Below are 13,804 nucleotides of genomic sequence, written 5' to 3' on the forward strand. Positions count from 1 at the left end.
CAGGTGTGGAGCGCCCACGCGATTCCGCGAGAGATCGCACGGAGCGATTCGCCGTCGAGTCGGCATCATCGCTGCTCGGCAAGGGTTTTAGCGGCTGTGGACAAGTTCGTGGCCCTGCAATCTCGCGAGAGATTGCAGGGCCACGGGTGGCTCGTTCGGGTCAGGCCTTGGCGAGTTCGGCTTCGTCCTCCTTGCCGAACTGGTCTTCCAGCTGCTCGGGCGAGGCGTCCACATCGATCTGGGCGAGGGGGGTGCCGCGGGCGGAGGAGATCGCGCCGAGGCGGCGGCCCGCCCGGTCCGTGGCGTAGGTGAGCAGTTCGTCGGTGTCGAGTTCGAACGGCCGCACCTCGGGCGCGTCGGCGGGCTGCCACTGGATGAGCTCCATCGCGTGCGGCAGCAACTCCTGCATCATTTCGTCGACGTAGTCCCAGTTCTTCTCGTCGGCGGCGACGTGGCGCCTGCAGGTGAACGTGCCCCACGCCATGTGCCTGCGCTCGTCGTCGCCGATGCGGCCGATGAGCTTCTGCATGCCGGGGAACAGCCCGCGGCTGCGGCAGATCTTGTTCCAGGCGAAGTACCCGGTCAGCGCGAGCGAGCCCTCGACGACGTGGTTGTAGGTGACCGACGCCCGGATCTGGTTGCGCGGCCCCGGGTCGGTGTCCAGCGCGTGCAGCACGGTCGGCAGCACGTCGTAGAAGATCGTGCGGTAGCCGGGGTTGTCGTCGACGTATTCGTTGAGGTTCTCGTGCAGCCCGACGGCGTCCATCCACAGCCGGAAGGCCTGGGTGTGCTTGGCCTCTTCGTACATGAACTGGGTCAGGTACATCTCGTCGCCGAACCGGCCTTCGGCGGCCATCGCGGACAGGAATGGGCGCAGGTCCTGGGTGACGGCTTCCTCGCCGGCGATGAATTCGGCGCAGAGCCCGGCGACGCTGCGCCGTTCGTCGACGGTGAGCCCCGCCATGTCCCTGGCGTCCTGCTCGAAGTCGAGGTCGGCCGGATTCCAGAACTTGGCGTTGCCCTTGGAGAACAACCGCAGCGGCAGGGACTCCCAGTTGAGGCCGCCGGGGCGCAGGGAGTGGAAGTCGTCGCGGTGCTTGCTGCTGTGCGTGGTGGTCGTCATTGGCCTGCTCCAGCTCGCCCGAGATGTGTGAGTCACGTTACAGGCTGATTTTCGATACCCAAGAGTTCCGCGTCAAGGGAGGTCAGGCCATCGGGTTCCCCCGTTAGCCTGCACTCGTGACTCCTGCGACCGTCGGATTCGACCTCGACCTGACCCTCATCGACCCCCGCCCGGGCATGGTCGCCGTGTTCGACCGCCTCCGCGACGAGTTCGGGGTGCCGGTGGACGGCGAGCACTTCGCCGCCAACCTCGGCCCGCCGCTGCCCGACGTGCTGCGCACCTACGGTTTCGACGAGCCGCTCGTGCACCGCCTCGTGACCCGATTCCGGGAGCTGTACCCGGACGTCGTGATCCCCGTGACCCGGCCGATGCCCGGCGCCCACGAAGCCCTGGCGGCGGTGCGCGCGCACGGCGGACGTGCGCTCGTGGTCACCGGGAAGTTCGAGCGCAACGCGGAACTGCACCTGAAAGCCCTCGACTGGCAGGTGGATCGGCTCGCCGGCGACGTGTTCGCCGCCGCCAAAGGCGACGTGCTGCTCGCGGAAGGCGCGGCCGTCTACGTCGGCGACCACATCGGCGACATCGTCGGAGCGAAAACCGCCGGAGCCGTCGCCGTCGGTGTCGCGACCGGGCCTTACCGGGCGGACGAACTCGTCGAAGCCGGTGCCGACGTGGTGTTCGAGGACCTCACCGAGTTCCCGGACTGGCTGGCCGCGCGCGACCGCTGATCAGCGGCGGCGGGTGCGGACCACGGACCCGACGACACCGACGATCAGCCCGAGCGGAGCCAGCAACGTCGCCAGGTTCAGCCACAACGGCAGGTCCGCGATGCCCACGGCGTAAAGCCCGAACACCACGATCACCGCGAGTACGCCCGCGGCGAACAGGCCCACCGCGAGCGGAAGCAGGATCGGTCGGGAAGACGCGGCGCTCATGCGGCTCAGCGTAAGCGCTGCGAACGCGGCCCCGGCGCGGGTGTGGGCGGAACCTCGCCCGGCGCGGACTCCGCTCGGGCCTGCCAGGTGGCGCTCGGCTGCCCGCGGCCCGCGAACGACCGAAAACGCCTGCGCACGGCGTTGTGAGCCGGTGCTGGGCGAAAGGGGCGGTGGTGTCGTTGTTCGGGCGGGTACCCTTAAACTGACGCGTCCTGGGAACGCTTGGCAGTTCGGTGTTCCGGGGCGTTTTTGTTGTGCCAGGGCCGGAACGCGGTTTTCGCACGACGAACGATGACGACCAGAGGGACCCGCTCGCTTCCGGCTCGCCCACTTCGGGCTCCGGGACGGGGCGCGCGGGCAGGGCATCGACAGGGAACGGTGAGGACAGTGCCGACCGGCAGGGTCAAGTGGTACGACGCGGACAAGGGCTTCGGCTTCGTGACCCAGGACGGTGGGGAGGACGTGTACGTGCGGGCCTCCGCGTTGCCGTCCGACGTTGAATCGCTCAAGTCCGGTCAACGCGTCGACTTCGACATGGCGCAAGGCCGCCGCGGTCCGCAGGCGCTTCGGATCCAGCTGCTGGACCCGCCCCCATCGGTCGTCGAAGCTCGCCGCCGCCCCGCCGACGAGCTGCACGGCATGGTCGACGACATGATCAAACTGCTGGAGCTGAAGGTCCTTCCCGACCTGCGCCACGGCAAGTACCCGGACCGCAAGGTCTCCAAGCGCATCGGTGAGGTCGTCCGCGCGGTTGCTCGGGAACTCGATCCGGGGGCCTGATCACGGGCGGGTTTTAGAACCTTCCCTGGCTTGGCGTGTGGGCGAGGGTTTTGGAGTCTCGTTCGGCTTGGCGTGCGGCGGGCTTTAGGGCCTTCCCCGGCTTGGTGTGTGGTTGGTGTGGTGCGTGGGAGGTTGGTTTTAGTGATTACTTCCAGGGCTCTTGTTGCTGGGGTGTCCGGGTAGCGGAACCTCGGCGGCCTTCTCGCTGCGGGATCCATTTCTGGTGTATGTCCGATACACGGCGAAATCTGGGTCCGGGCTGCTGTCCTCGCGAGAAGGCCGCTGCGAACCCGCCGGTGGTCGTTTTGCGTGGGTGGGCTTTGCGCTGACGCGCATCCAGGCACGGCCTTCGGCCGCGAGGCGCGGGTTCGCCGTAAGGCACGGCTGCGCCGCCAGGCACGGCTGCGCCGCAGCACGGCCTTTGGCCGCGAGGCAGGCTTGCTTCGCTTTGCCCTTGGCGGGCTTCGCCGCCGACTGCACGGCTATCGCCGCAAGGCACGGCTTCGCTGCGAGGGACGGCCTTCGGCTGCGAGGTAGGCGGGGTTTTCCTGTGCGGCGAGTGAATCTGTCAGCGGGGGTCGAGAACCCAGGTGCCGGAGATGCCGAAGTCGACTCCGCCGCCGTCGCCCGCGGTGAGGACGGCGGAGTACTGCTGCACTTCGACGTGTTCCAGGCGGGTGCCGTCCGGCGGGACGCGCAGGGTGTAGGTGCGCCGGGAGTCGGGGGTGAACACCGGAGTGCGGCCGTCGATCTCCTCGCCGTTGGCGCCTCGGTAGATGTAGGCCACCTGCCACGGCGTGCCGGACACCTCGCCGGGCACCGAGATCTGCAGCGGGGCCTTCTCCGGAACGGTCAATCGGCCCACCGGTTCGGCGGGCGGCGGGGAGCACTGCTCGCCGTTCGCGTCGCAGAACCGGGCGGGGGCGACCTCGGCCGCTTCGCCATGCGAGTAGAAGGTGACCTGCGGGTCGGCCGGCGCGGAGCATCCGGCCAGCGCGGCGATGCCCAGCGGAGCCGCGAGCAGCAGCGACTTCAGTCCACGATGCACACCGTGAGCCTACGGCCCGGCCGGAACCCGTTCGGTGCCCGGTCGGGGGGCGCGGCCGCGGCGCAGTCGCGGAACGAGACTGCCGCCGCGTCCCACGATGATCGTCTGGGTGAGCACGAGCGCGAGGATCACGGCGGTCACGGTGAACCCGATCCACCACACCGGCGGCAGCAGCACGCCGAGCGCACCGCCGAACACCCAGCTCAGCTGCAGGATCGTCTCGGAGCGCCCGAAGGCGGAGGCCCGCGCCCGCTCGGTCACGTCGCGCTGCACCACCGCGTCCAGGCACACCTTGGCCAGCGCGCTCGCCGTCGCGCCGACGAGACCGACCGCGACCGCGATCGGCACGCCCGCCAGCACCGCCGCGCACACCGTGATCACCAGCGCGGCGCCGAGGCAGCTCACGATCAGCCGGTCCGGGGCGCCGAACCGCATCCGCGCCCCGGCCGCGTTGCCGATGAAGCTGCCCAGCCCGGCCGCGCCGCCGACCGCCCCGAGCAGCACCACCTGCATGAACGGGTCTTGCCGCGTCCCTTCCTTGATCACGAACGCGGCGAACAGGGTGAGGAATCCCGTCAGCACCCGGATGCCGCCGTTGCCCCACAGCGCGATGATCACGTGCGGGCTCAGCGCGGTGCGCCGCCGTCTCCCGGCCACGTCCCGCTCGCCCGGTGAGCTCTCCACCCGGGACGTGACGCGCAGGCACAGCCAGGAGCCGAGGGCGGCGAGCGCGGCCATGAACCACAGCGCGCCCGGCGACCCCAGCAGCCACGCGAACCCGGAGGCCACGGCGCCGAACCCACCGCCCGCGGCGAGTCCGAAGATGGTGAGCCGCGAGTTCGCGGTGGCGAGGTTGATCGCTCGCGGCAGCACTCGCGGCGTCATGGCGGCCTTGAGCACGCCGAACGATTTGGACAGCACCATGCAGCCCAGTGCCGCCGGGTACAGCAGCCAGCTGTCGAAGTTCAGCGCCATCACGGTGGCCAGCAGCACGCGGACGCCGAAGGAGACGGCGAGCGCGGTGCGCCTGCCTTGCCGCAGCCGGTCCAGCGCCGGGCCGATGACGGGTGCGATCACCGCGAACGGGGCCACGGTGATCAGCAGGTACAGCGCCACCTTGTCCCTGCTTTCACCGGTGGCGGCGGAGAAGAACAGCGTGTTGGCGAGCGCCACCGCCATCGCGGCGTCGACCGCGTAGTTGAGCATCACGGCGTAGGTGAAGCGGGCGAGTCCGGATTCGGCGGCGCCGTCGGCGTGCGCGGCGGAGAAGAACAGCCGCATCGCTCGCCGGGTCAGTTCGCGGCCGCGCCAGGCGGCGACTCGCGTGAGGGTGAGTTTGCGCGGCGGGTCGGGGGCGTCCCACCGGCCGCGGCGGGTGCCGGTGTCCTCGGGCGGGGAGTCCTCGGATCGCCGTTCGCGGGGCGGGGCCTCGGGCGCCGGGTGTTCGGCGCCGCCGGAGCGTTCGGTGGCCTCGGTATCGGCGGCGTCCGGAGGTTCGGAGGTACCGGTACCCGCGTCGATGTGCTCGGCGGGGGTGCGCCGGTCCGACCGATCGTGGTGCCGTGGCCGGTCGCCGAAGTCGTGCGGGATGCGGGCGCGCTTGCCGCGACGACCGGCTCCCCAGCCGGGCTGTCCGGTCGGTTCCTCGTCGGAGTGCCCGTTGCGTCGGAGCCCCATGCGCTCATCCTGCCCTAGGCGAAACCTCGATCGCGTCCGTTGCGCCGCTGCTCAGTCCACCGGTGGGGCGGGAGTTGTCCACAGCGAATGCAGGCTTTGTGGACAACTTCAGCGAGCCCCTGAGTTCTCCACAGCCGCAGTGCCACCGGGCCGGGCCTGTGGAGAACTTCGCGTGCCGGTGTGGACGGATCACTCGGGTTCGAAGCGCACCCGGTACAGGTGCGGCCACAACTTGCCGGTGAGCAGGAATTCGTCGGTTCCGGGCACGGCGGCGATCCCGTTGAGCACGTCGGTCCCGGACCGCTCGGTCCACGGCAGCAGTCCCGAGGCGTCGACCACCATGTTGACCTGGCCGGACGCCGGATCGATCCGCACGAGCTGCTCGCTGCCCCACACGTTCGCCCACACCTGCCCGCCGACGCATTCGAGCTCGTTGAGTTCCGGCACCGGCCGTCCTTCGAGCGTGACGTCGACCGAGCCGGTCGGCGCGAACGTCGCCGGGTCGCGGAACGTGAGCCGCGCGCTGCCATCGCTCATGACCAGCCGGGACCCGTCGTGGCAGAGCCCCCAGCCTTCGCCGTCGTAGTCCACCCGGCGCAGTTCCCGCAGGCTCTCCCGATCACGTTCCAGCGCAACCCCTTCCTGCCAGGTGATCTGCCAGATACGGTCTCCGACGACGGTGATGCCTTCGCCGAAGAGCGCCGAGGGGAGACGTTCCTCCCCGAGCACGTGGCCGGTGTCCGGGTCCAGCGCCCGGAGCACGGAACGCCCGTACTGCCCGGTGCCCTCGTAGAGGGTTCCGCCGGACAGTTCGAGGCCCTGGGTGAACGAGGAGCGGTCGTGCGGGAGCACGCGGGTCACCATCGCTCGAAGGTGTGGCACGCTGCCCGCGTGTCCAATGCTCTGATCGGTGTGCTCGCGATCGTCCTGATCTTCGTACTGCGCTGGTACGTGCGCCGAGCACGCAGCCAACCCCAGGCCGCCCAGCAGGCTCATGATGATCACACCTGTGGACAGACGGTTGCCCAGCGCAGTTCTCCTGGGGAGATCTCCGGTTCGCACCCCGAAAGCCTGACACGGGCGGCGACCGCACCGACCCCGTACGGCACAATCGAGCACGTGACGCCTATGCCTGCTCCGACCACTGACCCGGACGCTCCGCTCGGAGTTCCTGGGGAGCCGAGCGGCGAGTCCACGGGGACCCAGCCTGAACCGGCCCGGCTCGACCCGACGTTGGCCGCGGCCGTCGACACGGCCCGCGCCGCCGCCGAGAAGGAGGCCGGTCCCGCGACCGATCCGACCGGTTCACCGATGGTGACGGTGGATTCCGGCGACGCCCCGGTGGGGTCGCACGCCGGTGTGGAACCGGAAGGCCCGGACGCGGCCACCCACTACTTCGAATCGAACTACCCCGGCTACGTCGGCTGGCGCTGGGCGGTGACCGTCGCGATCGCCGGGCCGGGCGAGCCGGTCACGGTCAGCGAGGTCGTGCTGCTGCCCGGCCAGGACGCGTTGACGGCTCCCGCTTGGGTGCCGTGGAACGAGCGGGTGCGCGCGGGAGACCTCGGCGCGGGTGATCTGCTGCCCAGCGCCCCGGACGACCCGCGCCTGGCGCCCGGTTACCTCTCCGACGACCCGACCGTGGAGTCGGTGGCGTACGAGGTCGGCCTGGGCCGCAATCGGGTGCTCAGCTTCGAGGGCCGGGTCGCCGCCGCGGAGCGTTGGCACGACGGCGAGTTCGGCCCGGGCAGCGACATCGCGAAGCTGGCTCCCGGCGCGTGCGGCACGTGCGGTTTCTTCCTGCCGCTGGCGGGTTCGATGCAGGCCGCGTTCGGCGTGTGCGGCAACGAGGTCGCCCCGGCGGACGGCCGGGTGGTGCACGTGGAGTTCGGCTGCGGCGCGCATTCGGAGGCCGAGGTCGACACCTCGTCGACGGTGCCGATCGCCGAGGTCGTCTACGACGACACCACCCTGGACTTCGAGTCGCGCGGGTGACCGCGAACGACGTGTTCGGGACGGCCGAGCTGCGGCGGGTCGTACTTCAGTCCTGGGAGTCCTCTCCGACGAGGTTCCGGGAGGACGCGAACGCCGAGGAGGATCTGCGCCTCGGCGGCTACCGCGACCGGTTGCTGGTGGAGCTCGCGCAGAACGCCGCGGACGCCGCCGGTTCGGACGGCGTGCTGCGGGTCGGGTTCGCCGACGGTGAGCTGCGGCTCGCGAACACCGGTGCACCGCTGACGGCGGAGGGCGTGGAGGCGTTGGCCTCGCTGCGTGCTTCGGCGAAGCGCGATGGCGCGACGGTGGGCCGGTTCGGCGTGGGGTTCGCCGCGGTGCTGGCGGTCACCGACCGGCCGCGCGTGGTGTCGACCTCGGGTGCCGTGGAGTTCTCCGCGGAGCGCACCCGCACGGAGGTCGCCGCGCTTCCCGGCCCGTCGAAGGAGATCGAGTCCCGCGAGGGCGGCGTCCCGGTGCTGCGCTTGGCGTGGCCCACCGACGAGCAGCCGCCGGAGGGTTTCAGCACCGAGATCCGGCTCCCCGTTCGGTCCGATGTGGATGGTGACGCGCTGCTGGCGGGTTTCGCCGAGCACGCGTCGGATCTGCTGCTGGCGCTGCCCGCGCTGCGCGAGATCCGGGTGGGCGCCCAGTCGTGGCGCCGGGAGGATCAGGGCGCTTCGCGGTCCCTCGTGCACGGCCCGCACCGCAGCGATCGCTGGTTGCTGCACCGGGTTTCGGGCCGCTTGGGCGAGTTCGCCTTGGAGGGTTTGGGATCCGAGGCGCGGCAGGGCACCGAGTGGTGGGCGTGCTGGGCGGTGCCGCTTGATCCGGACGACGTGCCGATCCCGCTGGCCGAGGACATCCTGCACGCCCCGACTCCCACCGAGGAGCGGTTGTCGCTGCCCGCGCGCTTGCTGGCGGGTCTGCCCGTGGAGGCGGATCGCCGCCGCGTGACGACTTCGCCCGCGGTGGATTCGGTGTTGACGTTCGCCGCGGAGAGCTACCCGGATCTGGTCGCGAAAGTTCAGGCGGAGCATCGCCCCGCGTTGGTCCCGCTGCCCGGCTTCCCGTTGTCCGATGTGGACGGGAAGCTGCGGCAGGGCGTGCTGGACCGGTTGCGGGTGACGGAGTGGCTGCCCGGTGGCGCGGGCGGCTCGGTCGCTCCGCACGGCGCGGCGGTGCTGGACCACTACTCGCCGGAGTTGGTGTCGCTGCTGGCGGACGTCGTGCCTGGTCTGCTGGCCGCGGACCTCTCGGACGCCCGGCAGCGGCGCGCGTTGAGCACGCTGGAAGTGCGGCGGCTCGGCGCGGCGGACCTGGTGCAGGCCGTGTCCGGGCTGGAGCGCCCGGCGTCGTGGTGGCACCGGTTGTACGACGCACTGGCGCCGATCCAGCGCACCGATCTGCGGGCGCGCGAGGAGTTCACGGCGCTGCCGGTGCCGCTGGCCGACGGCCGCACGATCACCGGTGTCCGGGACGTGCTGCTCGCCGACGGCGACGACTCCGGCCCCGCCGCAGTGCTGTCCACACTGGACATTTCGGGGCTGCGCATCGCGCACCCGGAGGCGGCGCACCCGTTGCTGGAACAGTTGGGCGCGCACCGCGCGGGACCGGCGGAACTGCTGGATTCCCCGCCGCTGGTGGAAGCGGTGCGCGGCAGCGTCGCCGATGCGCAGGCCGGCGCGGACGTGCTGCCGCTGACCGAGTCGGTGCTGGGCCTGGTGCGCGATTCCCACGCGCACGACTGGTTGAGCGCGCTCGCGCTGCCGGACCGCGACGGCGAGCTGCGCCGCGCCGACGAGCTGCTGCTGCCGGATGCCGCACTGCTGACGGTGCTCGACCCGGACGAGATCGGCCCTGACGCCTCGCTGGGCGTGCTCGACGAGGCGTTCGCGGCCCGTTGGCCGCGTGATCTGCTCCGGTCGATCGGAGTGCTCGACGGTTTCGCCCTGCACGTCGAGGACGACCCGATCGACCCCGACGACCGGTTCGCCGACAGCGAGCAGTGGTGGCGTGAGCAGGAACTCGCCGCCGACGGTGCCTGGCCGCCCGCCCGCTTCACCGCGGTGCGAGACCTGGACCTGGTCGCCGACGAGGCGTGGCCGGCGGCGATCCGCCTGCTCAGCGCCTCCACCGACATCGCGTTGGTCCTGGACGATCCGCGCAGCCACCCCGCGTGGTGGCTGTCGCGTTTCGCCCTGCTCGCAGGGCGTTCGCCCCGGTTCTGGCGGCTTCCGCAGGCGGAGGAGATCGCCGGGATCTACGACCCGGTGCCCGACGTCGGCTTGAGCGACCCGCAGTTGCGGCTCGCGGGAGTGCGCGGCCGGCTGCGCATCGACGACGCCGACGACGCGGCGGATCTGGTCTCGAGGCTCGGAGATCCGGACCGCGCCATCCGCGCGGGCACGGCGCTGCGAGCCCACCGGGAACTGGCGAACGCCGTCGTCGACGGAGTGATCAGCGCCGGATTCACCGGCCCGCCGGAGTCGGTGCGGTCGATCTCCGGTGCCGTGGTCAGCGCCGAACGGGCCGTGGTGCTCGACGAACCGTGGATGCTCGGCGTCCTCGAAGCGCCCTTGGTGGTCGCGGGCGGCGGCCCCGACCAGTTCGACGCCGAAGCACTGGCGGAACTGCTCGACCTCCCGCTGGCGTCCGAGGAGGGCACCATGCGGGTGTTGGGGGAGGGCCGCGCCCAGAAGTGGGCCGAAGTCGGCCGCGTCCCCGGATCCTGCGAGCTGCTGGGAATCGCCGTGCCGCACGGCGAAATCACCCTGCACGACGGACTCCGCGTCAGCACCCGCACCGGAGAGCAGCGCGTGCACTGGTGGGTCGACGCCGCAGGAGCGGTGCACGCCGAACGCACCCCCGACGGTCTCGCCCGAGCCCTCGCCTGGGCCGCCGACACCTGGGACACCCGCTTCGCCCTCGCGGCGCTGCTGGCGGACCCGGAAGCGGTCACGCTGCTGCGTTGACGAAGTGAACGGACCGTTCGTCCAACGGGATTGGACGAACGGTCCGTTCACTTCAGTCGAACCGGCGCAGCTAGGACTTCAGCGTTCGCAGGAAGCTGTGCCAGGCCTGCTGGCCGAACAGTAAAGTGCCGCCGTCGCGGTCCTTCGTGTCCCGGATCCCGACGACCTCCGGGGAGTGGCCGACCTCGACGCAGTTCTGAGCGCCGCCGTGGCTTCGACTGGACTTCCGCCATGTCATCTCTGGCATTGTGCTCACTCCTTGCCGAGTTCTTGGATATGGCGATCGATCAACCGCAGCGTTTCCCGATCGCTCATCGCCGCCACGCGTAGCCGATCGAAAACCAGGTTATAAGCGCGCACGTGCTGCGCTCCAGAGAAGTAGTCGGAGCTCGTTAGGTTCTCGATGTAGGCGATGGTCGCGTCAGCGGCGTCGATGTGGAGCAACGTGAACATGAGCCCCATACCCGGATGCGTACCCATCGAGGTGGGGATCAGCTGCACTGTGACGTGGTCCAACTCGGCGAGTTGGCGAATGCGCTCCAACTGCCCTCGATGGACTTCAGGGCTCCCAACTCGGCGTTGGATGGCTTCTTCGCCCATCACGGCCCAGACCTGGGGCGGATCCGAGCTGAACAACTTGGCCGAGCGCTTCTCCCGTGCGGAGGCAATCTCGTCCACTTCGACGGACGAGACCATGACCGATGCGGTCAGGCATTCGCGGGCGTAGTCGAAGGTCTGGAGCACACCTGGGATCACGTCCGGGAAGAACATCTTGATCTCGGATGCACTGTCCTCCAGGCTCACGTACTTCTTCGCCCAGTCGGTGACTCGTGCGGCCGGAAGCTTGCGCCGAGCTTCGGTGGCCAGGCGACGAACCTGATCCCCGGAGCGTTCGTGTGCCCCGTAAAGGTCCAGCAGGGACTGGATGTCCTTATCGGACAGTTTGCCCTCGCCTGTCTCGATCTTGCTGACTTTGCTCCGGTACCAGCCGAAGTGGGTGGCGACGTCGTCGGATGTCAGTCCGGCGGCTTCGCGTAGATCTTTCAGCTCCGCGCCGAGCACGAGTCGCTGCACGAGCGGACCAGGGTCTTTGGTCATGAACGCCAGTCTGCCTTTCCACGATCTGACGAAGATCTCCGCATTAGCTGGAGTTCCGACTAGGAATCCTAGTAGCTTTCCGTGTTGAGGCGATCACGCATCGAGAGGAGCGGGCATGTTGGCGAACGGGGCGAAGGTGGGGTTGTGGCAGCCGGTGGGCAGTGGTCGGCACGCCTTCGACCTGGTCGAGCGCAGTTCCGAGCCGGGTGAGCTCGTGAAGGCGTTGTGCGGCGTCGTGGTGAGCACCGACGAGTTGCAGCGCATCGCCGACGAGCTCGCGTGGATCCAGGAAGCGACCTGCATGGACTGCTGGCGGGTGCTCGCGAACCGTCCGCGCTGATCGCGGACCGATGACCCGGACCGGTCGTGGTGACCCCCGACCCCACACCGGTTCGTTCGGGTGGCCGGGCGGGTCCACCTCCCCTCCCGCTCGGCCACCCTCCCAACTCGAGGAGATCTCCGAATGGCAGAACAGATCGAACAGCCGCCGCCGGAAGGGTGCTGGGCGTCCTTCGGCTACCAGAACCACGTGATCCCGGTCGGCATGGTCCAAGCCGTCGGCTTGTGCGGAGTCATGGCCGACCCGGCCGACATCGCGCCCCGCGACGAGCGCCCGACCTGCTCGGTCTGCTCCGTCGAAGCCCGCAGTGGTGATCACCGCATCGTCCCGTTTCCGGGCAACGAATGATTGCTAATTACGAACGGCCGCAATGCGGACTTGCCCGCGAAATCGGGCATTCGACCTCGGTGCGGCGGCGCCGCGTGCTGTGCTGATCGACGATCACCACCTCGGAGAATCGGATACCGCGAGATGACACCGCCCTACCCGCCGAACGGGAACCGGCCGCAACCCGGCCGGCCGCCGCAGAACGGATGGCCGCCACCCGGCCACCAACCGCCGCCGAACTGGCAGCAGCAGAACTGGCAGCAGCAGCCCCCGCCCTTCGCGCAACAACCCCGCCGCACGAGCAAAGCACCACTGATCATCTCGCTCTCCGTGGGCGCGGTCTTCGTGCTGCTGCTCGGAGTTGGCCTGTTCGCCTTACGCGGTGCAGGCGGAGGCACGGCAGCAGCAGGGGAGGAGCGGGGTTCGGAACGATTCCTCCAGATGACTCCAGGCGGGCCTGCGGTGCAGTACGGGGCGACGGCCGCGTACGACGCGTGTGCGGTGCTGCCTCCTGACGCTCTTGAGCAGGCAGGGTTGAAGCTCTCGCTGAACCGGCAGCTCGAACACTCCTACGCCAAGGAGAACGAGCCCGCCGATCGCGCGTTCGAGGGCAACGAGATGAGCGGCTGCGACTACCTGGTCGAGTCGACCGTCAGCCCGGCGGACGTGGTGTCGCTGAAGGTCAACCAGCAGCCGCGCTCCGGGTACGAGTTGGAATACGTCGCCGAACGTGCCGAGCGCGTGGACGTTCCAGTCAACACCGGCACCGACCGGGGATTCCAAGTCAACTTCTGGCACGACCCGGAACTGGGCAGCTGGCAGGCGACCATCGCGCGACCCGGCGTGGCCGTGGACGTGCTGATCAGCTTGAGCGATCCGGAGTACAACGGCCGGTCGGCAGAGCAGGTGGTCGGGGAACTGACGACTCGCATCGTGGACGGACTCGCGGCAGGGCCGGCCGCCCTCAACATCGGATACGGCGGGCGCTACGCGGACACACCGAATCCGTGCGACTTGTTGAACGGAGCGGCGTTCGAAGCGTCCTTCCCGGCCCAGGCGAGCGGGTGGGTGCGCGACTACTACCTGCCCGGAGAACTCCACATGGCGGAAGCCGACGGCTATCGAGTGGACACCGGGTGCACCCGCGCCGCCGCCGTCGAAGACGACATCTACGGCCCGGACCCCGACACCGTCAGCGCTGACTTCATGCACTGGGAGACCGCCGAAACCGGTCAGAAGTACGTCGCGGGCCAATGCGACCACGCCATCCTCGGAAAACCGCCGGTCCCGTCCGAAATCCAGATCGGTGACGGCCCGACCTGCCTGACCGACCTCTTGGACGACTGGCAGCTGGAGTTCCAGGCAGGGAAGACAACGGTCACCTTGAGGGGCTCGAATCCGTCGAAGGATCCGCAGGAAGTGGCGCGGCTGCTGGAACCCGCCGCGCAGCAAGTCATCAGCAACCTGCGCTGAACGCCGGAAATGAATCGGCCGCGCACCGGAAACCGG

At 69.8% G+C, this 13,804-nt stretch carries 14 protein-coding genes; 7 read left to right on the forward strand and 7 right to left on the reverse strand.

The window, feature by feature from the left end:
* Positions 1–160: 160 nt before the first annotated feature.
* Positions 161–1,123: a R2-like ligand-binding oxidase gene (locus H2Q94_RS02280; protein ID WP_243791487.1), complete on the reverse strand. Its 963-nt coding sequence runs from the start codon at positions 1,121–1,123 to the stop codon at positions 161–163.
* Positions 1,124–1,299: 176 nt separating this feature from the next.
* Between H2Q94_RS02280 and H2Q94_RS02285 the strand changes: the two genes are divergently transcribed.
* On the forward strand, positions 1,300–1,851 hold the full coding sequence (locus H2Q94_RS02285; protein ID WP_243795483.1) for an HAD family hydrolase: 552 nt from the start codon (positions 1,300–1,302) through the stop codon (positions 1,849–1,851).
* On the opposite strand, the gene H2Q94_RS02290 is transcribed toward H2Q94_RS02285, so the two are convergent.
* Positions 1,852–2,058 (reverse strand): hypothetical protein, encoded by a 207-nt coding sequence (locus tag H2Q94_RS02290; RefSeq protein WP_243791489.1) that lies wholly within the window; start codon positions 2,056–2,058, stop codon positions 1,852–1,854.
* A gap of 387 nt (positions 2,059–2,445) precedes the next feature.
* Between H2Q94_RS02290 and H2Q94_RS02295 the strand changes: the two genes are divergently transcribed.
* On the forward strand, positions 2,446–2,838 hold the full coding sequence (locus tag H2Q94_RS02295; RefSeq protein ID WP_243791491.1) for a cold-shock protein: 393 nt from the start codon (positions 2,446–2,448) through the stop codon (positions 2,836–2,838).
* A 568-nt stretch (positions 2,839–3,406) separates the two neighbouring features.
* Here the strand turns inward: H2Q94_RS02295 and H2Q94_RS02300 are convergent.
* The 3 genes from H2Q94_RS02300 to H2Q94_RS02310 form a co-directional block, all read right to left on the reverse strand.
* Positions 3,407–3,886 (reverse strand): DUF2771 family protein, encoded by a 480-nt coding sequence (locus tag H2Q94_RS02300; protein WP_243791493.1) that lies wholly within the window; start codon positions 3,884–3,886, stop codon positions 3,407–3,409.
* Between the two features lie 9 nt (positions 3,887–3,895).
* On the reverse strand, positions 3,896–5,563 hold the full coding sequence (locus H2Q94_RS02305) for an MFS transporter (protein WP_243791495.1): 1,668 nt from the start codon (positions 5,561–5,563) through the stop codon (positions 3,896–3,898).
* 189 nt (positions 5,564–5,752) lie between these two features.
* Entirely contained in the window at positions 5,753–6,559 is an 807-nt protein-coding gene (locus tag H2Q94_RS02310) for a glutaminyl-peptide cyclotransferase (protein ID WP_397545412.1), read from the reverse strand.
* On the opposite strand from H2Q94_RS02310, the gene H2Q94_RS02315 reads away from it, so the two are divergent.
* Together H2Q94_RS02315 and H2Q94_RS02320 are read left to right on the forward strand one after the other, a co-directional pair.
* Positions 6,455–7,558, forward strand: a complete 1,104-nt coding sequence (locus tag H2Q94_RS02315) for a DUF3027 domain-containing protein (protein WP_243791500.1) — start codon at positions 6,455–6,457, stop codon at positions 7,556–7,558. The genes H2Q94_RS02310 and H2Q94_RS02315 overlap by 105 nt on opposite strands.
* Positions 7,555–10,530: a sacsin N-terminal ATP-binding-like domain-containing protein gene (locus H2Q94_RS02320; RefSeq protein WP_243791502.1), complete on the forward strand. Its 2,976-nt coding sequence runs from the start codon at positions 7,555–7,557 to the stop codon at positions 10,528–10,530. The genes H2Q94_RS02315 and H2Q94_RS02320 overlap by 4 nt, the downstream gene beginning before the upstream one ends.
* 70 nt (positions 10,531–10,600) lie before the next feature.
* Here the strand turns inward: H2Q94_RS02320 and H2Q94_RS02325 are convergent, their stop codons facing one another.
* Positions 10,601–10,777: a DUF397 domain-containing protein gene (locus H2Q94_RS02325; protein ID WP_243791504.1), complete on the reverse strand. Its 177-nt coding sequence runs from the start codon at positions 10,775–10,777 to the stop codon at positions 10,601–10,603.
* A 5-nt stretch (positions 10,778–10,782) separates the two neighbouring features.
* Positions 10,783–11,628: a helix-turn-helix domain-containing protein gene (locus tag H2Q94_RS02330; protein WP_243791506.1), complete on the reverse strand. Its 846-nt coding sequence runs from the start codon at positions 11,626–11,628 to the stop codon at positions 10,783–10,785.
* A gap of 115 nt (positions 11,629–11,743) precedes the next feature.
* On the opposite strand from H2Q94_RS02330, the gene H2Q94_RS02335 reads away from it, so the two are divergent.
* The 3 genes from H2Q94_RS02335 (at position 11,744) to H2Q94_RS02345 (ending at position 13,768) form a co-directional block, all read left to right on the forward strand.
* Positions 11,744–11,968, forward strand: a complete 225-nt coding sequence (locus tag H2Q94_RS02335; protein WP_243791508.1) for an HC3 family zinc finger protein — start codon at positions 11,744–11,746, stop codon at positions 11,966–11,968.
* Positions 11,969–12,091: 123 nt separating this feature from the next.
* Entirely contained in the window at positions 12,092–12,316 is a 225-nt protein-coding gene (locus H2Q94_RS02340) for a hypothetical protein (protein WP_243791510.1), read from the forward strand.
* A gap of 123 nt (positions 12,317–12,439) precedes the next feature.
* Positions 12,440–13,768: a hypothetical protein gene (locus tag H2Q94_RS02345; RefSeq protein ID WP_243791512.1), complete on the forward strand. Its 1,329-nt coding sequence runs from the start codon at positions 12,440–12,442 to the stop codon at positions 13,766–13,768.
* Positions 13,769–13,804 lie beyond the last annotated feature (36 nt).

This window comes from Saccharopolyspora gloriosae (assembly GCF_022828475.1).
Taxonomy (GTDB): Bacteria; Actinomycetota; Actinomycetes; order Mycobacteriales; family Pseudonocardiaceae; genus Saccharopolyspora_C; species Saccharopolyspora_C gloriosae_A.